17 protein-coding genes, 2 pseudogenes and 1 riboswitch are annotated in these 17,915 nt (G+C 60.0%); of the genes and pseudogenes, 9 read left to right on the forward strand and 10 right to left on the reverse strand.

The features are described from left to right. Positions 1–85: 85 nt before the first annotated feature. Positions 86–427, reverse strand: coding sequence for a hypothetical protein (locus tag HD598_RS06275; protein ID WP_221244609.1), 342 nt, complete (start codon positions 425–427; stop codon positions 86–88). 32 nt (positions 428–459) lie between these two features. Here HD598_RS06275 and HD598_RS06280 point away from each other — a divergent pair, with 32 nt between their 5' ends. Beyond that, positions 460–1,041: a TetR/AcrR family transcriptional regulator gene (locus HD598_RS06280; RefSeq protein ID WP_183664583.1), complete on the forward strand. Its 582-nt coding sequence runs from the start codon at positions 460–462 to the stop codon at positions 1,039–1,041. A 17-nt stretch (positions 1,042–1,058) separates the two neighbouring features. Here the strand turns inward: HD598_RS06280 and HD598_RS06285 are convergent, their stop codons facing one another. The 3 genes from HD598_RS06285 to HD598_RS06295 form a co-directional block, all read right to left on the reverse strand. Then, entirely contained in the window at positions 1,059–2,021 is a 963-nt protein-coding gene (locus tag HD598_RS06285) for an acyl-CoA thioesterase (RefSeq protein ID WP_071894272.1), read from the reverse strand. An 87-nt stretch (positions 2,022–2,108) separates the two neighbouring features. Then, positions 2,109–2,786 (reverse strand): DNA alkylation repair protein, encoded by a 678-nt coding sequence (locus HD598_RS06290; protein WP_071894273.1) that lies wholly within the window; start codon positions 2,784–2,786, stop codon positions 2,109–2,111. 105 nt (positions 2,787–2,891) lie between these two features. After that, complete coding sequence (locus tag HD598_RS06295) at positions 2,892–4,409, reverse strand: CYTH and CHAD domain-containing protein (RefSeq protein WP_183664585.1); 1,518 nt, start codon at positions 4,407–4,409, stop codon at positions 2,892–2,894. Positions 4,410–4,564: 155 nt separating this feature from the next. On the opposite strand from HD598_RS06295, the gene HD598_RS06300 reads away from it, so the two are divergent. After that, complete coding sequence (locus HD598_RS06300; RefSeq protein ID WP_221244610.1) at positions 4,565–5,704, forward strand: YkvI family membrane protein; 1,140 nt, start codon at positions 4,565–4,567, stop codon at positions 5,702–5,704. A 197-nt stretch (positions 5,705–5,901) separates the two neighbouring features. Next, entirely contained in the window at positions 5,902–6,276 is a 375-nt protein-coding gene (locus tag HD598_RS06305) for a PH domain-containing protein (protein ID WP_183664587.1), read from the forward strand. Between the two features lie 21 nt (positions 6,277–6,297). Here HD598_RS06305 and HD598_RS06310 read toward each other — a convergent pair whose 3' ends face one another. Beyond that, entirely contained in the window at positions 6,298–6,750 is a 453-nt protein-coding gene (locus tag HD598_RS06310) for an Lrp/AsnC family transcriptional regulator (RefSeq protein WP_071894277.1), read from the reverse strand. An 82-nt stretch (positions 6,751–6,832) separates the two neighbouring features. Between HD598_RS06310 and HD598_RS06315 the strand changes: the two genes are divergently transcribed. Then, a complete protein-coding gene (locus HD598_RS06315) occupies positions 6,833–7,450 on the forward strand; it encodes a LysE family translocator (RefSeq protein ID WP_183664589.1) in 618 nt (205 codons plus the stop codon). A gap of 98 nt (positions 7,451–7,548) precedes the next feature. Here the strand turns inward: HD598_RS06315 and HD598_RS06320 are convergent, their stop codons facing one another. Together HD598_RS06320 and HD598_RS06325 are read right to left on the reverse strand one after the other, a co-directional pair. After that, a complete protein-coding gene (locus HD598_RS06320) occupies positions 7,549–8,175 on the reverse strand; it encodes a thymidine kinase (RefSeq protein ID WP_071895259.1) in 627 nt (208 codons plus the stop codon). Positions 8,176–8,226: 51 nt separating this feature from the next. Then, positions 8,227–9,381 (reverse strand): alcohol dehydrogenase catalytic domain-containing protein, encoded by a 1,155-nt coding sequence (locus HD598_RS06325; protein WP_183664591.1) that lies wholly within the window; start codon positions 9,379–9,381, stop codon positions 8,227–8,229. Between the two features lie 284 nt (positions 9,382–9,665). Then, positions 9,666–9,763, forward strand: a riboswitch (glycine riboswitch). 361 nt (positions 9,764–10,124) lie between these two features. Here HD598_RS06325 and HD598_RS13855 point away from each other — a divergent pair. Next, positions 10,125–10,280: pseudogene (locus tag HD598_RS13855) on the forward strand (hypothetical protein); the annotation flags it as partial. Between the two features lies 1 nt (position 10,281). Then, positions 10,282–11,475, forward strand: a pseudogene (locus tag HD598_RS06335) (FAD-dependent monooxygenase); the annotation flags it as partial. A 50-nt stretch (positions 11,476–11,525) separates the two neighbouring features. Here the strand turns inward: HD598_RS06335 and HD598_RS06340 are convergent. From HD598_RS06340 to fbaA, 3 genes are all read right to left on the reverse strand, one after another. Further along, a complete protein-coding gene (locus HD598_RS06340) occupies positions 11,526–12,836 on the reverse strand; it encodes an LPXTG cell wall anchor domain-containing protein (RefSeq protein WP_183664593.1) in 1,311 nt (436 codons plus the stop codon). A 119-nt stretch (positions 12,837–12,955) separates the two neighbouring features. Beyond that, positions 12,956–13,372 carry a DUF3151 domain-containing protein gene (locus tag HD598_RS06345; RefSeq protein ID WP_183664595.1) on the reverse strand — a complete coding sequence of 139 codons (417 nt, stop codon included), beginning with the start codon at positions 13,370–13,372 and terminating at the stop codon, positions 12,956–12,958. A gap of 2 nt (positions 13,373–13,374) precedes the next feature. Continuing rightward, positions 13,375–14,394: a class II fructose-bisphosphate aldolase gene (fbaA, locus tag HD598_RS06350; protein ID WP_183664597.1), complete on the reverse strand. Its 1,020-nt coding sequence runs from the start codon at positions 14,392–14,394 to the stop codon at positions 13,375–13,377. A 290-nt stretch (positions 14,395–14,684) separates the two neighbouring features. Here fbaA and HD598_RS06355 point away from each other — a divergent pair, with 290 nt between their 5' ends. The 3 genes from HD598_RS06355 (at position 14,685) to HD598_RS06365 (ending at position 17,789) form a co-directional block, all read left to right on the forward strand. Next, on the forward strand, positions 14,685–15,872 hold the full coding sequence (locus HD598_RS06355) for a TerC family protein (RefSeq protein ID WP_183664599.1): 1,188 nt from the start codon (positions 14,685–14,687) through the stop codon (positions 15,870–15,872). Positions 15,873–16,407: 535 nt separating this feature from the next. Then, positions 16,408–16,815, forward strand: coding sequence for an ArsR/SmtB family transcription factor (locus HD598_RS06360; RefSeq protein ID WP_183664601.1), 408 nt, complete (start codon positions 16,408–16,410; stop codon positions 16,813–16,815). A 2-nt stretch (positions 16,816–16,817) separates the two neighbouring features. Next, complete coding sequence (locus HD598_RS06365; RefSeq protein ID WP_183664603.1) at positions 16,818–17,789, forward strand: SRPBCC family protein; 972 nt, start codon at positions 16,818–16,820, stop codon at positions 17,787–17,789. Positions 17,790–17,915: the final 126 nt, after the last annotated feature.

Raw genomic sequence — 17,915 nt, forward strand, 5'->3', positions numbered from 1 at the left:
ATGACAAACGCCCCGGATAAAAACACAACGGGGCTCTTACTGATCTAGTTTACCAATCCAACACTTTTCTTGTGCGTTCATGGCATTATTCGGCCAATTTAGCAGCCAGCGCGGCTTCGGCAAGCCCCGCCCACTCTTCCATTCCCGATTGCGGAACTTCCGCCCAGTCCTTAAACGGCCGGCCCATACCGGAAGGATCAAACAAGACCGCTCCGTCCAAGGACAGCGCCCGTTCAAGCTCCAGATTCTCCCGGCCAAGTTTGAACGCCATGGACGATCCCATCAAACACGCGATCGCCTTACCGTTGAGCAAGAGCGCTTGGGAGGTGAACATTTTCCCGCGCGCCACTCCCACGGATGCCATTTCCTCGCCGATCCGCTCGTATTCGGCTTGCGCTTCCGAGGTCGGCTCTTCGTTTCGTTTCATGCTCCTATTGTGTGTCCCCTAGTCTGGTGTGCATGGCTTTGACGCGCGACACCGTGGTAGAAACTGCCGTGCGCCTCCTGACGCAGTACGGCCTCGCGGACTTGTCTATGCGCCGTCTCGCCCGAGAGCTCGACGTCCAGGTGGGTGCCCTGTACTGGCACGTGGCCAGCAAGCAAGAACTCCTGGTGGACGTTGCCGCTCATTTGCTCGCGAAAATCCCGGATAACGCTCCTTCGCAGGAAATTACTTCAGCGAATGACGACGACGTAGCGTGGGTTCGTCAGGAACTTTCCGTGGTGTGCCACTCCATTTTTGATGCGCTCCTCCCGATTCCCGATTCCGCGGACGTGGTGCAGTGGGCGGCCGCCACCCGCCCCGAAGCGTTGCGAGCCGTGGAAATCCTTCGAGATCTCCTGACTCACTTACCCGTTGAGCCTACGAGAATCCACGCAGCCACCAGCCTGCTCTTGCACCACATTGTGGGTAACGTGGCCGAATTGCAGAACGCAACCATGGCTGTGGGTGAAGACCAGCTAGAAGCTCGGCGCGTGAACGACCGCTTGCGCGAAAGCTTCGAATGGGGTCTGGAACGCGTCCTCGATGCGCTAGCTTGACGCACTCACTTGATGAGCTAGTACTTCCGTTCCGTCAGAAACTCCATCTGCGGAAGCGCGGCACGTCGCCGTACTAGATCTAGAGCGTGCTCGTTCAACCGGCGATCCTCGTCAGTGACCAGCTCAAGCTGCGGCACGTTTGCGGCATGTCCGGACTCGTCGCGCGTCACGAAAACGGTCATGCAACGAGTGGTGGGGCGCCACTGAGCGTCCTCTCCCCCACGCGGATCCTTGGCGCGTACGTGCACCACAATGTGCATGCTGTGCGGACCTGTGTGAATCATGCGGGCTTCGGCCTCAACGATGTCGCCGATATGCACGGGGTTCAAGAAGTGAATGCCGCCGGTATAGACCGCAACAGCATCGGCTTGAGCCCATTGCTCGGCGCACGTTCGGCCCACTTCATCAATCCAGCGCATCACAATCCCGCCGTGCGCGTTGCCTCCCCAATTCACATCGGTAGGTGACGCAAGGAAGCGGAAGGTGAGTTGCGGCGTCGTACCGGCATCCGTGTAGGCCTGCTCATCCATCGCCCGCCGTATTTCGTTGCGAGCGTCCACTCGCGCGGCAACTCCAGCGGCGAGGCTGCGGGCCTCAGCGTGCGTGGGTTCGTAGGGACGAACGGCCTTTGACTTGCGGTTTTCATCCATCGCCACGAAGACCAAGATGCAGTCCATGGCGGGCCGGAAGATGCGCTCGCGCACGTTCGCAGCGTCAACGGTGATCACCACGTGCATGCTGGATCGACCCGTATACACGAGTTGCGCGGTGACTTCGATGAGGTCGCCGTTGACGATCGGCCGCGTGAAGTGCACGTTTCCCACGTACGCGGTCACGCAATAGCCACCCGAATATCCCACCGCGCACGCGTACCCGGCTTTGTCGATCCACTCCAGGATGCGGCCGGCCTGCACGGTGACTCCATCTTCAGAGACATCCGTGGGCGAAGCGAGGAAACGGAGGGTGACGCGATCATCCATACTGCAACCTTAAGAGAGGAGCGTACGCCGAGGGAAGGTGATGCTCGGCGAAAGTGCGTGCGGTGAAATTTAGTACGACGGCGCGGCTTACTTCGCCGCTGTCTCGTTGCGTCGCACGATCTCGGCTATCCAGATCGGGGCAAAGGGGGACGTGCAGTTGGGCGGCGTGGGGTAATCCTTGAGAACTTCCAAGCGCTCGCCGATGCCGACGGCGCGCTCGCGAAGCTCCGGGAACTCGATGCCAATGTAGGCGAGCGTGTTGTTCATGCCCCACTGCAGGCGCTCAGGAGCGTCCTTCATGCGGGACTCGATGGTGTCCAGCAGGCCGTCCAGATCAAGGCCTTCGGGGCTCTTATTGACACGCTCGGACGTCAGTGCCCAACCGGCGCTTTCCACCACAGGATCCTTGTCCTGCATCCAGCGCCCGCGCAGCTCTTCGCTGTGAGCGCTCTTTTTGACGACGTAGTTGACCAGCCAATCGTGGACCTTCGGCGAGCGCGCTTCGCGGAGCATCGTATCCAGGTCATCGGCGCTGAAGAGCTTGGGCTTGCAGATCAAGAGCGCCACGAGCTGTGCCGGCGTGTAGTCAGTGGCCCAGAGTTCAAGCGCCAAGTCCTGATTGGTCTTGAGCTTCTTCGCCACCGCGCGCAGCTTGGTGAGGTTCACGCCGTGATCGTCACCGTGCTTCTCGTTGACGGCCCGAACTTTTGAATCTTCAAGAGCTTCGAGCTCGTCTAGGACCTCTGCTGCGGCGCTTCCCGGCACGGCATCTCCTTACGTTGTAGTCACCACTTCAGTGTGGTCACGTCAGAATTTCATTAACCCTAGACGCCACCGCTCACCTTGGGAACAGCTGACGCGAATCGGCACCTACAGGCTCTTCAAGCCCTGCCGAACCCGGCGCAACGCGCGGTCCTGAACGGGAGCTTCGGCCGCGAACAGCACGCCGTAGCTGAAGGTGTCCTCGTTCGCGGCGGCGGCTTCGAGGGCCACTGATCGCACGAACGCCTGAAATCCCAGGCTGTCCCGGTGTTCACCGAGTCCGTCCTGCAAACCGGTGGCCCGGACGCGCAGAGCCTTCCGGTGCCCGCCCAAGTCAGAGCCCGGAACGGCCTCCAAGTGGCGGATCATGTAGCGCAGAGTCTTTGCTTCCTTGCGTGCTTCGTGCAGCAGTTCCACCCACTCTTCGCCCTCGTCCAGCGCGCTCGCAGCCTCAACGTGCTCTTTGATGCGGCGCACTTGCCGATCCACGGCAGCCCGCAGCGGCCCGCGGGCGCGAGCTGCGTCGTCGTACTGGGAACCGAGCGGAATGTCCGCGAGGAACGCATCTACGGAGTCCAACGTCGCGAAGTATTCGGGCGAGCGCAAGTGCTCGAGCGCGGCGGCGAGGGCTTCCTCTTGCTCGCTCGCGAGGCGATTGCGCATGCGGGCGATGGCCTGCTCGCTCACAGTGTCGTGATCCCAGAGATCAACGCGTTCGTCGAGAATCTCCAGCTGAACTTCGGCATCGCGTGCGGCGCCGAGCGCTTGCCCGGTGACTTTGAGCTGATCTGAGAGCGAGCGCGCGCGGTCCTCGTCGAGCATCTTGCGGCCCACTTTGAGAAGACCGCGAAGCGTGCGGACAGAGACGCGCAACTGGTGCAGAGCGTCCGGTTCGCCGCGGCGCACCAGCGGATCCCAGTACGTCAGACCGCTCGCCGCGCTGTGGAAAGCAAGCGTGAGGACTGCGCGCAAGGACCCCTTCTTGCCGATGGGTCGCTCGGCAGTTTCCGGAAGGGGCCCCAGCGCAAATCCCACTTTGGAGGCGCGCAAAGAGCGTTCCGCTCCAGCAACAATGAGCTTTTCTTCCACATCATCGAGGAGCTGAACCGCAGCCAGTCCATCCAGGCTCGAGCTGTTCTCCAGCTCCACTTCCCACTCGCGCCAGCGCTTGACCTGGCCGGATGCGGTGACGGAGGTGACCACGTCATCACAGACTTCCGCGAGCACCTCTTCGTCACTGTGGAGGTAGTGGAACGTGCGGGAGGTTTTCAGGGTGGCGGTGCGCTCGAATTTTTGGCCTCGAACAAAGACGGAGACAATGTCACGAATCTCTTCTGGCATTTCAATATCGTCACCGGTATCGAGGACAGCTCGGATTTCGATTCGGCTTTCCCCGCTAGGGAATTTCACGTGCCAGCCGGCGTCGGCCCCGCCCGTACGACGACGCAGCGTGATGCGGTTGCGCCGCAAGACTTGGTCTGGGGTATCGAAATAGATGGCCTCAAGGCTCACGGGTTCTTGGGAATCTACGAACGAAATGTCTGGCAGTTCCAGGAGATCTGGGAGCTGGGTGTCGGCGGAGACATCGTATTTGCGCTCAACTTCGCGCTGCGCTTCGAGGGCCATACCGTCATTCTTCCCTGCCGTGCAAGCGGGAAAAGAATTTGTAACCACATGTAACCTCCTTGAAACATTGCATAGGTCACATTGTTGTGGCTGCTACAAAGACCTGCCTACGTTTGATGAACCGTTGATATATCACTAATCCACAGGGGGATCTGATGACGGAACAATCAACACGCGTGACTGCGCTTGAACTATCGACCACCGAGAAAACCAGGCCGCTACGCGTTATTACCTACGCTGGCGCTATCCTCGCCTTTCTGATCGGCTCCGGTTTCGCTACCGGACAAGAGATCCTGCAGTACTTCACCTCCTACGGCTTCTGGGGCATTTTCGGCACCGGCCTCCTGGTGCTGGTCCTCATGACCTACGTGGCCATCGAATTCTTCGCCGTGGGTCAGGCCAAGAAGTTCGACAAGCCCTCCCGCATCTTCCATTACTACTGCGGCAAGTACCTCGGCACGTTCTTCGACTACTTCTCCATCCTGTTCGTCTTCTTGAGCTTCACCGTGATGGTGGCTGGCGCTGGCGCCCTCGTGGAAGAGCACTACGGAATGTCCAAGTTTGTGGGCGGCATTGGCCTGGCCCTCGTCGTGGGACTGAGCGTGTGGTTTGGGCTAAAGAGCCTTGTGGATGTGATCGGTAAGATCGGTCCGCTCATCGCGGTCATCGCTGTTGCTTTGGGTATCGCCGGAATCTTCCTGAACAATGGTGGCGGCCTCGCCGAAGGCGCAGCGTTGCTTCCAACGCTTGAAATCAAGCAGGCCTCTAACAACTGGTTTATGGCCGGCCTTTCCTACGTGGGCTTCTGCATGTTGTGGCTCGCCGCATTCCTGACGGCGCTCGGCAAGACTGCACGCTCCAAGAAGGAGGCCGTTGCCGGTGGTGGCGTGGGCGCCATTGTCTTCTCCATCGTGTGCATCATCGTGGCCCTCGGTTTGCTGGCGAACATCGCCGATGTTGCGGGCACCGAAATCCCGATGCTCGTTCTTGCCAACAATCTCTCGCCGATCTTGGCCGGCATCATTTCGGTGATGATCCTCGCCGGCATTTACACCACCGCGGTTCCGCTGCTGTGGACGGTGTCTTCGCGCTTCTTCGAGGACAAGACGCCTGGCTACAAGTACTTCACCATTGCTCTGGCGGTGTTGGGTACGGTCATCGGGCTTGCGCTTCCGTTCTCCGACATGGTCAACCTCGTCTACGTCATCAACGGTTACGTTGGCATCCTGTTGCTGGTCCTCATGATCGTCAAGACGGTCACTCGCGTTGCGCGCCGCACTCCGCTTGAGGGCTAGTTACTTCAGTACTCACTTTTGCTAGTACGACGACGCACGCTTCAGGCTCGCTGCCAGCTTCCGTGGGGATTCACTCGAGATTCGCTCGAGACTTTCTCCGGAAGCAGGTTGCGGGCCTTTGGCGTTTAAAGATTTCAGGATTCAACGCTAGCTGTCCTGCAGTTCTAACTGTCCGGGACGGTTCATAGCCTGATGTCATGATCGATTTTCAGAATTCTTCCGTTTTCAAGCTCAGCGAAACCAATCCCGCGGACATCATGCGGGACATCCACCCGCTCTTTGTTCAGGGCGAAGAACTCGTGGTGGCCTTCAAGGGCATCCGCGACTACGTGGCGTTTACCAACAAGCGCATCATCGCCGTCAACATTCAGGGATTCACGGGGACTAAGCGCGACTACACCTCGATGCCCTATTCCAAGATCCAATCCTTCTCCGTGGAGTCCGCAGGCGTCTGGGATCTGGACGGCGAGCTGGATCTCTGGTTCAGCGGCTTGGGCAAGGTGCGCTTCGAGTTCAAGGGCAAAGTGGATGTGCGTGCGCTCGCGCGGATCATTGGAACGCACGTACTCTAAGGACTGCGCGCGAAGGTGTGACTACAGCGGGAGTTCGCGGCCTTCCACCACGCGCTTCATGACTAGCGTGGAGCTCAGTCGCTGGACGCCAGGCAGGGTGGCCAAGCGCTCGTCGTACAACTTTTGGTACGCGGGCAGATCGGCTGCGACGACGCGGAGCAGGAAGTCGGGGACGCCAAAGAGTCGTTGGGCCATGATGACGTGCGGGATGTCCGCCACGGCGGCCTCAAACTTCTCGAGAGTCTCGCTGCGGGCATCGTCCATCGTGACAAACACCAGCGAATCGAAGGTCAGCCCCAACACCGTGGGATCCAGCTGCGCGTGATAGCCAGAAATCGCCCCGGATGCTTCGAGTGCCTTGAGCCGACGATGACATGGAGACAGGCTCAACCCCACTCGTTCAGCAAGCTCGGTGACAGATAATCTCCCATCCGCTTGAAGCTGAGCAAGAATTTCGCGGTCAATGGCATCCATGAAGAATATTCTTGCTCATTTAGCCCATTTTGAGCCAGAAAAAGGGAGCACATTTCGCGGCATTTTCACTACGGTTAGTGCCATGCCGCTCTCCACGCTCACCGCCTTCTGGGCCGTTTCCGCACTCTTGGTCATTACGCCGGGTGCGGACTGGGCCTATGCCATCTCCTCGGGGCTCAAAAACAAGAGCGTGGTTCCAGCAATTACCGGCATGCTGACCGGTTACGTCGCTGTAACGGTCATCGTGGCGTCCGGCGTTGGCGCGCTCATCGCGGCGAACCCGCAAGCGCTCACGGTTCTCACGGTCGCCGGCTGCGTGTACCTCATGTGGCTGGGCCTAGGAATCCTTCGACACCCGGCAACCCCGGACGTCGGAAACGCGTCGGACTCCCCGAGCATCCTCAAGCAATACGTCAAGGGCTTCGGCGTTTCGGGCTTGAACCCCAAAGTGATGTTGTTGTTCTTGGCGCTCATTCCACAGTTCACCATTCCCACGGCCAACGTGTCAGTAGCCTGGCAGATCGTGATTCTGGGTTTGATTCACATCGCGAGCACCGCGGCCGTCTACTTCACGGTGGGCTTCAGCGCGAAAGCCGTCTTGGGCACGAGGCCAGCCTTAGCCCGCGGCATATCCAGGCTCAGCGGCGTCCTGATGATCGCCATCGCGGTGATCATGCTGGTCCAGCGCTTCGCGAGCTAAAACGTCCATCGCGCCTCCGGGCCACAGCGGAAGCCGAAGATGAAAGCGGGAGCCGAGCTGCGTCGTCGTCCTCCCTACCGTCTCCATCCCTGCCGTCGTTATCCCAAACGACCGCCGGAAGCCTCCAAATAGCAATTCGCGCACAGCGATTCGTAGGTGACTTCCTGATTTCCGTCGATCGCCACTTGATCCCCGGCGAAAACGTACTCGCCGCCGATCTTGCGCGTGTTGAAGATAGCCTTTCGACCGCACCGGCAAATCGTCTTGAGCTCTTCGAGCGAATGAGCCAGGTCCATGAGTCGCGCCGAGCCGGGGAAAGCGTTCGTGAGGAAGTCCGTGCGGATGCCGTAAGCGATCACGGGTACGCCGTCCAGAACTGCGATGCGCAACAGGTCCTCCACCTGGCTGGACTCCAAGAACTGCGCCTCATCCACCAGCAGGCACGCCACGGGCGCTACATCCACGTGCTCCAGTAGCGCGGTGGGATCGTCACCGGCGGCAACCCCGCGGAACAGATCGCGCACATTCGCGCCGTGCGGGATCAAAAAGTCCACTTCGCGCTCGTGCCCCAGACGGGACACCACCTTGGATTCGCCCTTCGTGTCCACTTGCGGCTTCGCCAACAGCACGCGCTGCTCGCGCTCTTCGTAGTTGAAAGCCACTTGCAACAAGGCCGTGGACTTCCCAGAATTCATGGCGCCGTAGCGGAAATACAGTTTGGACACCACAGCATTTTACTGTTGCGACCGCCGCTCCTGCGCCGCCGGTGAGCGCGCTCACGGGAAACGAATGATTTGCCGCAGCACCTTCCCGGAAGCAAGCGCATCCATGGCCTCGTTGATGTTCTCCAGCTCAATCTCTTGCGTCACGAGCTTTTCGAGCGGCAGTTTTCCGTCCCGCCACAGCTGCTCAAAGATGGGGATGTCGCGCGCCGGGACCGCGGATCCCAGATAACTTCCGACGATCTGTTGCGCCTTCGCGGTCAGCTGCAGCGGCTCAATTTCGGCGGTGGCACCCGGCGCTGGCAGCCCGACGGTCACGAGGGTTCCGCCGAGGCCCAGGATCGCGAACGCGGTTTCGAACGCGCGGGGATGGCCTACGGCCTCTAGTACGACGTCGCAGCTCACCTTCCGCTCGATCGCTTCAGCCGGGGTGTAAGTTGCGTGGGCGCCCCATGCTTTTGCCAGTTCGAGCTTTGATTCTTGAGCGTCGATCGCGATGACTTCTTTGCATTCGAGCGCGAGCGCCGTGAGCAGGCCAGCCATGCCGACACCGCCGAGTCCCACGATCGCGACGCGGGAATCTTTCGCCACTTCGTGAGACTTCAGGCCAGCTGCATTGAGGAGTGCTCCTCCCCCGGTGAGTACAGCGCAACCCAAGACTGCGGCAATGTCCGGGGCTACGTCGTCGTGCACCGGAACCGCGGAACGCGCGTCAATTACCGCGTAAGTGGAAAAGCCGGAGACGCCCAAGTGGTGGGCGACCTGCTCTGCGTGTCCACCGTGTTCTGCGTGTCCTGTGGTCTCGCGCGTGAGGTGCGTGGATCCATCCATGAGCGTGCCCGCACTATTCGCCTGCGATCCGTTGCGGCACGGAAGCTTGCCGTTCGTCGCGCACTCGGGGCACTCTCCGCAGCGGGGCAGAAACGTGAGGACCACGCGCTGACCCACCGCGATGTTCTCCACACCCTCGCCGATTTCTTCCACGATGCCAGCGGCCTCGTGACCCAAGAGCATCGGGGTAGGTCGTGGGCGCGAACCGTTCACCACGGACAGATCCGAGTGGCACAGCCCGGCTGCCTCGATGCGGATCAGAGCCTGGCCCTGTTCCGGCGCTGTCAGCTCGAGGGTATCGATGGTGATGGGTCGGGACTGTGCGTACGGCGCTTGCGCGCCAATCTGGTTCAAGACCGCGCCGCGGATGGTGGTCATGGGTTCTTCCTCCCGTGCGTCGACGTACGGTGTCCACTTCTTCGTGAGCACCAATGTTTCATCATGCTTCCCATTGTGACACCCCGCACATCTTCGCGCTTCGAGGGCTTTTGCGACGCGGTCTTTCACATAATTTCCAGCCCAAAATCCTTTATCTTCTGGCAATTAACCTGCTTGTAATGCGAACGGGCGTAGACTCTTCAACACCCTCACTTCACATCGTGTTGCACGCCACAAATGGCGAAGACTAGTGTGTGAGGGCAGTCACTTACAGTGACGCCGTTTGACTCGTGGCAGGAGAGATCCAATGCCTAGGTGTTGGACGCCGAAGGAGCAAGTTCCTCCCCTGGAAACTCTCAGGCACCCATACCGCCACGAAGAGGCACCTCTGGAAAGCGGCCAGGCATTACGCCGAGCACACCGACGGAGCAACTCCCTACAGGGATCAAACTCTCAGGTTAAAGAACAGAACGGGGAGGGACCCTTGATGTGCGCCCGCGCATCACTGAGAACTGGGGTTCCTCGATGTTCGCTGTTCGCTCGGCTTACTCGCGCGCTCTCGGCCCTACCCCTCGGCACGCCACCGCCCGCGACGCTTCCGTGTGCCCAGCACTCGTCTCAGAATTCCACTCGCTCAGAGTCCCACTTCCTTTGTTGTTTGGTGACCACTTTTCTCAATTCACCACCCCACGAAAAGGAAACTGACAATGTCAGTAGACAAAACCGAGTCGGGTTACAACCCGATGACCGACGGCGAACCCGCCGGCAAACCGCACCTCGAGCGCGGACTTTCCAACCGTCACATCCAGCTCATCGCCATTGGTGGAGCAATCGGAACGGGCCTGTTCATGGGCTCGGGCAAGACCATCTCGGTCGCTGGCCCCTCCGTGATCTTCGTAATTCCCGGACATCCGTCTGAAGTCCATCATCCAGTCCCCCAACGGCGGCAGCATTGTGCTGATTCCGCGCGAGGGCGGCTACTTGGTGCGGTTCTACGTAGACCTCGGCGACCTTGACCCGAACGATCGCGACGCCCGCTCCCGGTTCACGCTGGAGCACATCATCGCAAGCGCCCAAGAGATCCTCGCGCCCTACACTTTGGACGTTCGCGACGTGGCTTGGTGGAGCGTCTACGAGGTGGGTCAGCGCGTGGCCGATCGCTTCGACAACGTCCTTCCGGAAGCCCGCGGCTCCGTGATTCCGCGCGTTTTTATCGCCGGCGATGCGTGCCACACGCACTCCGCTAAGGCAGGCCAGGGCATGAACGTCTCGATGCAGGACGGTTTCAACTTGGGGTGGAAACTCGCCGCGGTGTTGCGCGGGCAGGCTTCCCCGGAGCTGTTGGATACCTACAACGGCGAGCGCCAGCCGATCGCTCAAGAGCTGATCGATTTCGACACGAAGTGGTCCTCCGCGATGGCTGAGAAGCCGCGCGATCCCGAGCATCCCGAGCTGGGCGGCATGGACGCTGCCGAGCGTCAGGAGATTTTCCAGCAGGGCGGCCGCTTCACCGCGGGCGTCGCGACGGTGTACCCGCCGAACCTGCTCACCGGCGAGGCCACGCACCAGGATCTCGCGACCGGTTTCCCGATCGGCGAGCGCTTCTACTCGGCTCCCGTGGTGCGCGTTGCGGACGCGAAGCCCGTGCAGTTGGGCCACGAGGCGCGCGCGGATGGTCGCTGGCGCCTCTACGCTTTCGCGGATGCGGCGCCACTGGATTCCGCGGATTCCCGCTTGGCTGCGCTGTGCAGTTTTCTGGAGCACGACGACGCAGCTCACCCAGGCGGTTCAGCTCCGGACGCTGTGCTGGGGTCGGTTGATTTCCGGGCCGTACTTCAGCAGCCGCACCGCGAGGTGGACGTGACCGCACTGCCGGCAGCGTTGAAGCCGCTGACCGGGAAGTTCGGACTGGTGGACTACGAAAAGGTCTACTCGCCCAACCTTCGTTCCGGCCGCGACACCTTCGCCGAGCGTGGGATTGACCGTCAGCAGGGCGCGCTCGTGATCGTCCGCCCGGACCAGTACGTAGCCCACGTTCTTCCGTTGGATGCCACCGAAGAGCTCGCAGCGTTCTTCGCGCGCTTCTCCGCTTGATATTCCGGCCGGTTCTCCGCGGATTCAGCGTCCGCGGAGTCTACCAACGCCTAGCTCAGTCGACGACGCACACGCATCAAAACGAGTCCGGCGGCAACAAGCATTACGCCGCCGGCTCCCAATATGGCCGTTCCGGAGACGCCCGTGGAGGCCAACTCTTCACCAGCGCTTGGCGAGTCAGTCGGTTCTGACGAAGGCGCTGGTGTGGACGTTGGCGAATCGGTAGCGTCAGTTTCCCCGTCACCCGGTACTGGGTTCACGACCGGCACTTCGCCGGGCTCAGGTTCGGTCGTGGGATCGCTCGGCGACGATGGCTCACCTGGAACGGTTGGATCGGTTGGAACGCCGGGTTCACTTGGCTCAGTTGGCTCGCCGGGCTCGGTTGGAACACTCGGGACGCTCGGGAAGTCGTCGCCGTCATTCCATTCGAGGTATCCGGCGTCCACCAGCATGTTCGCAACAACATAGAACATGCCGTCGGCTAGACCGGGGTGCTCAGGGAAGTACCCGTCCAGGAAGTCGAACATCTCATAGATGTAGTTCAGGTCCGAGGTCTCGGTGAAGAAGAACGTGAGGTCGTCGACGTACGCGGCCGCGTCACTGTTCAGGTAAGCACCAAAAAACGCTTGCTGAAATTCTTCGGACTCCGCGGTCTCGAAATACGCGGCCCAGTCCTCCGAGTCCCACGCCTCGCTGCCCGCAGGCGCCTCGATCTCCGGGTAGGTCTCGAAGAAGGTCGGCATGTCGTGATGTGACGGGATTTCTTCCGATTCTTCAGGTACGACGCCGCCACCTTCCGTTCCCGTTTCATCGGCAGGATCGGTGGGGGTTGGCTGAGTGACGACGACCGGTTGGTCCGTGGACGTGGCGGACTCGGTCGAGTCAGAGGCAGTTGGCTCTGACTCAGTGGACGAGGAGTCGGTAGGAACGACAGGGTCTTCGCTGGTCGGCGCCTCAGTAGGAACCTCGGTCACTGGCGCTTCTTCAGTTGGCGCTACTTCAACTGGCGCCTCGTCTGCAGGCGTCTCAACTGCGGGCGACTCAACTACAGGAGTTTCACCAACAACAGACTCTTCGGCAGGCACTTGGCTAGAACTAGCTTCGACAGCAGCTTCAGGCTCCCCCAATGCTGCTGCGAGAGCGGACACGGAGTCCAGCTGATCGGGGTTTTCTGACGACAACTCTGGCGTCAGAACTGGAGACAGCACCACGGCTTCGGTTGAAGACGATGACTGGGCGGAATCGGTGAAAATTTGAAGATCATCAGCGTGTGCTGGGGTGGCGCTCAAGAGGAGGCCGGTCGCTACCATCGCGGACAGTGCGGTGGTACGGAAGGTTGTTGCCAAGGAGGTGCCGTTCACGAAAAAAGGGATGATTGATACACCCCTAAATCTAGGCGATCAACCACCCCAAAAACTTCGCCAAACGTCGAAACTGCGTTGCAATCTCATAACAATTGCAACGCAGTTTCAAAACACCACTATTTAGCTTCGATTGCCTCAACAGCAGCTGGGTCAGAGTCGTTCAAAAACTTCTCAATTCGCGCCACTTCCTCCGTCTCACCGATCGCGGCGGCAGCCGTCTTCAGCGAGTACAAAGAGCGCAAGAATCCGCGATTCGGTTCGTGGCTCCACGGCACGGGACCCTGCCCGCGCCACCCGGACTTACGCAAAGCGTCCAACCCGCGGTGGTAACCCACGCGTGCGTAAGCATAGCTCTCAACGTAAGCTGCGTCGTCGTACGCCTCCTTCGCCAGCAATGCCCACGGAAGTGAGGACGCCGGGAAACGGGCGGCCAAATCAACTGGCTCATCCCCCGCTTCGTAACGAGCGTTCAACTCGGGCTCTTCCGGGAGCAACGTCTCCGGGATACCCAAGAGGTTCTTACCAAGATCCATAATTAGAGCTTCTTTCCGGCCGAGCCAAGCTGGCGAGCGGCCTCAGCAACACGGGCTGCCATGGACTTTTCCGCGGCGGCACCCCAGACGCGAGGGTCGTAGGTCTTCTTGTTGCCCACTTCGCCGTCCACCTTCAGGACGCCGTCGTAGTTCTGGAACATGTGGCCAGCAACCGGACGCGTGAAGGCGTACTGGGTGTCCGTGTCGATGTTCATCTTGATCACGCCGTAGGACACAGCGTCCGCGATTTCCTGTTCGGAAGAGCCGGATCCGCCGTGGAACACCAAGTCAAACGGGTTTTCCTTGCCAAGCTTCGCGCCCACCTGAGCCTGAATGTCCTTCAGGATCTCCGGGCGGAGCTTCACGTTGCCCGGCTTGTACACGCCATGCACGTTACCGAACGTGAGAGCCGTGATGTATCGGCCCTTCTCGCCAGCGCCCAAGGCGTCGATGGTTGCGAGGGCGTCCTCAACCGTGGTGTACAGCTTCTCGTTGATGGCGTTCTCCACGCCGTCCTCTTCGCCGCCCACGGCGCCGATCTCCACCTCGAGGATCTGCTTCGCAGCAGCCGTGCGTGGAAGAAGTTCAGCAGCGATGCGCAGGTTCTCTTCGAGCGTCTCCGCGGAGCCGTCCCACATGTGGGAGTTGAAGAACGGATCGCGGCCAGCCTTGACCTCAGCCTCAGAAGCGGCCAAGAGCGGGAGGACAAAATCGTCCAGCTTGTCCTTCGGGCAGTGATCCGTGTGAAGAGCAACCTTGATGCCGTAGCCCTTAGCGGTTTCGCGAGCGAACGCTGCGAACGCCAAAGAACCAATCACCATGTTCTTCACGGAAGATCCGGACCAGAAGGCGGCACCGCCCGTGGAAACCTGGATGATGCCGTCAGACTCGGCTTCTGCGAAACCCTGAAGCGCAGCATTGAGCGTCTGGGAAGAAGTCACGTTGACAGCTGGGAAAGCGTATCCGCCGGCTTTGGCGGCATCGATCATTGCGTTGTACTCGTCGGGAGTTGCGATGGGCACAAGAGCCTCCTTGATAGGCCATGATCTGGCACTGTGTGGTTACCTCCATCCTAACGACGCAATCTGCTCGATATAACGTTTGTGAAACTTTTGGGGATAGCAGATTTGAGTGGGTCGGTATACTGAGTAAGTCAGGGAGTATCCATGAACGCTTCACCCGTCATCACGTTTGCGCCACCGCAAGCCGGGGAGGCTGGCACTGGTTTCTGGCCCCATCCGTAGCAGGGGCGCATCTAGAAATCGTAGGCCGGAGAGACTGGCAACCTTCGCACTACTCGAAAGGATGCCCATTGACCGTTGAACCTTGGGTCTGGACCGCCACCATTATTTTCATCGTGGCCCTCTTGGCATATGACTTCATTTTTCACGTGCGCAAAGCACACATCCCCACACTCAAAGAGGCGTCCCTTTGGTCCGCGCTATATGTGGGCATCGCCGTTCTGTTCGGCGTTGGCGTCTGGTACTTCGGCGGCCACCAGATGGGCGGCGAGTACTTCGCAGGTTACATCACCGAAAAAGCGCTGTCCGTAGATAACCTCTTTGTGTTCTTGGTGATCATGGCCAGCTTTAAGGTGCCGCGCGAGGATCAGCAAAAGGTGCTGCTCTTCGGCATCACCTTTGCGCTCATTGCGCGCACGGGCTTCATCTTCCTGGGCGCCGCGATTCTGGAAAGCTTCGCGTGGGCCTTTTACCTCTTCGGATTGATCTTGATTCTGACCGCAGGTCACATGCTCAAGAAGGACGATCACTCCAATGACGCGGACAACCTCATCATCCGCCTGGCGAAGCGCTTCTTGCCCACTACCGATCATTACGACGGCGACAAGCTCTTCACCATGGAGAACGGCAAGCGCGTCCTGACTCCTATGTTGCTGGTCATGGTGGCTGTTGGCGGCACGGACATCTTGTTCGCTTTCGACTCCATCCCGGCGATCTTCGGCCTGACGCAGAACGTGTTCATTGTCTTCACGGCCACCGCATTCTCGCTCTTGGGCCTGCGCCAGCTGTACTTCTTGCTGGATGGTCTGCTGGACCGCCTCATTTACTTGTCCTATGGTTTGGCCGCGATCCTCGCGTTCATTGGCGTGAAGCTTGTCCTCCACGCGCTTCACGAGAACACTGTGCCGTTTATCAATGATGGTAACCATGTCCCGGTTGTCGAGATCTCCACCGGAACCTCTTTGTCGGTGATTGTGGGCATCTTGATTGTCACCATCCTGGCCTCGCTGTTCTCTAAGGCTGGCAAGGCGCAGACCGCCGTCAACAACGCTCGCCGCCACGCGGTGAACTACCTTGACGCGACGTACACCTCTGATCAGGCCGAACGCGAGCGTCTTTACTCGCTCTTGGTCGCCGAGGAGCGCGAGATCCTGACGATGCCCACGAAGTACCGGAACAAGATCAAGGACATTGACGCGATCCGCGCGAAGGTTGATGAAGCGCACGCTGTCCACCGGGAAATGACCGGCACCGCGTAGTTCCGCTTCGCTTGCTTTCTTTTGAGAGGACGACGCCGCAACTTACAGTGCGGGGTCGTCCTCTCTGTATGTGGGGGTTGATTTGTGCGGCCATGTGGGCGGTGAAGCATCTGCTCACTGGGTCTCGTCCGCCCGAACGTAGCGATAGTTGCGTGTCGCTGGCGCTTTGGCGTCCGGCCACACGTCGCGTGGCGTCGCGTCGTAGCGATAGTTGCAAGGCGCTTCGATGCCACGACTTCTAGACCCCACGAAACGTAGCGATTGTTGTTTTCTGCCTGGTTTCGGCCGTCCGGACGCGTGGCGCATCGTAGGGAATGTTGCGGATGAGGCCCGAAAACGGCGCCTGAGCTGGCTGTTTCCACGGGCCAAAACGCCCACACGTACCTGGTGTTGCGCCGTCGTAGTCTCTGAACGTACGATCACGCAACTCCAGATACGATGCGCCCGAGCAACGCCGTCAGACGCTTAGCTGAGACGCCGTGATGCCGAAAAGACCGTTGACACCGGAGCACCGGCAGGCATAACATACAACCAAATGGTTATACATCCAGTTCCGGCAGTCAAAGACCCTTTTGATCTCAGCGACGACGAGGTCAATCGGATCTTTCGGGCGCTCGCCGATGCGACGCGTCGGGATATTGTGCGGCGCGTGCTCACGGATGAAGCCACAGTGTCCGAACTCGCGGTGGACTACAACATGTCTTTCGCCGCCGTCCAAAAACACGTGACCGTCCTAGAAACTGCCGGCCTCGTGACCAAGCACGCTCAAGGCCGAGAACGCTATGTTCGCGGCAATCCGGAAACCATCAAGAAGGCACAATCGCTTTTGGATGAATTCGAACAGATCTGGCGCAGCAGGATCTCCCGACTCGATGCGTTCCTCGCCGAGGAGCCCGCGCACCAACCTCCTATCAATCCATCACCCACCACCACAAAGGACTAGCCATGCCCGTGACCTCAGTTGAGAAAGACCTCAACACCCTCTCCATGACGATCGTCGCCGATTTCGCCTCACCGCTGCAGCGACTCTGGGACGCATACGCCGACCCTCGCCAGATTTCGAAGTTCTGGGGACCCGTGGAATGGCCAGCGACTTTTGTCCGCCATGACATGGCCACCGGCGGCCGCAGCCACTATTACATGACCGGCCCTAACGGCGAGCGCTCGGACGGGTATTGGGAGTTCACGGCGGTGAACGCACCGCACTCGTTCGAAGTCAATGACGGCTTCGCCAACGAAGATGGCACCCCTAACGACATGATGCCGTCCATGAAGATGAAGTTCGAGTTCGAGGAAACGGCCAACGGTTCCCGCATGACGAACACCGCCACGTTCGGATCCGTGGAGCAACTCCAGCAGCTGATCGAGATGGGCATGGAAGAGGGCACACGCTCGGCTATGAGCCAGATCGATGCAGTCCTTGAAGACCTCGCTACCTTCGCCGCCGGCAAGGGCACCGAGCTCCAGATCCTCAGCGACACCCAGGTCCGCATCACGCGCATCATCCGTGGTTCCGCGGAGCAGGTGTGGACGGCCCACAACGAAGCCGAGCTTCAACAGCGCTGGCTCCTGGGCCCAGACGGCTGGACCATGCCGGTCTGCGAAGTCGCAAAGAATGTGGGCGATTCGTTCCGCCAGGAATGGGAGAACGTCGAGACCAAGGAACGCTTCGGCTTCGAAGGCGAGCTACTGGAAGCTGCCGTCCCGTACCGCAGCGTCACCACGGAACGCATGCTGAACACCGAAGGTCCTTCCACGCTCAACGAGATGACGTTGACCCCATGCGACGGCGGCACGTTGCTCACGCTCGTGATCACGTACCCGGATGCGCAGACGCGGGACATGATCCTGTCCACCGGCATGGTCGACGGCATGGAGACCAGCTACCAGCGTCTCGAATCCGAAGTCCTCGCCTAACCCGAATTCCTCGCGAGAGACATGGCTGTTTCGCAAGCACGACGCCGCCCGCTGATTTGTACGGAAATCGGGGCGGCGTCGTCGTATTTAAGAAGGGGACGGAAGAAGTGCGCACTCCCCTTGACG

The sequence above is a fragment of the Neomicrococcus aestuarii genome, assembly GCF_014201135.1.
Lineage (GTDB): Bacteria > Actinomycetota > Actinomycetes > Actinomycetales > Micrococcaceae > Neomicrococcus > Neomicrococcus aestuarii.

Bases quoted from the DNA above. Each gene is read 5' to 3' on its own strand.
- HD598_RS06325 (WP_183664591.1), bottom strand. From the start codon at position 9,381: ATGACCACCATCCGCGGCGCGGTCTTGAACCAGATTGGCGCGCAAGCG.
- HD598_RS06345 (WP_183664595.1), bottom strand. From the start codon at position 13,372: ATGGATCTTGGTAAGAACCTCTTGGGTATCCCGGAGACGTTGCTCCCG.
- HD598_RS06365 (WP_183664603.1), top strand. From the start codon at position 16,818: ATGCCCGTGACCTCAGTTGAGAAAGACCTCAACACCCTCTCCATGACG.
- HD598_RS06280 (WP_183664583.1), top strand. From the start codon at position 460: ATGGCTTTGACGCGCGACACCGTGGTAGAAACTGCCGTGCGCCTCCTG.
- HD598_RS06295 (WP_183664585.1), bottom strand. From the start codon at position 4,409: ATGGCCCTCGAAGCGCAGCGCGAAGTTGAGCGCAAATACGATGTCTCC.
- HD598_RS06360 (WP_183664601.1), top strand. From the start codon at position 16,408: ATGGTTATACATCCAGTTCCGGCAGTCAAAGACCCTTTTGATCTCAGC.
- HD598_RS06275 (WP_221244609.1), bottom strand. From the start codon at position 427: ATGAAACGAAACGAAGAGCCGACCTCGGAAGCGCAAGCCGAATACGAG.
- HD598_RS06300 (WP_221244610.1), top strand. From the start codon at position 4,565: ATGACGGAACAATCAACACGCGTGACTGCGCTTGAACTATCGACCACC.
- HD598_RS06310 (WP_071894277.1), bottom strand. From the start codon at position 6,750: ATGGATGCCATTGACCGCGAAATTCTTGCTCAGCTTCAAGCGGATGGG.
- HD598_RS06305 (WP_183664587.1), top strand. From the start codon at position 5,902: ATGATCGATTTTCAGAATTCTTCCGTTTTCAAGCTCAGCGAAACCAAT.
- HD598_RS06315 (WP_183664589.1), top strand. From the start codon at position 6,833: ATGCCGCTCTCCACGCTCACCGCCTTCTGGGCCGTTTCCGCACTCTTG.
- HD598_RS06285 (WP_071894272.1), bottom strand. From the start codon at position 2,021: ATGGATGATCGCGTCACCCTCCGTTTCCTCGCTTCGCCCACGGATGTC.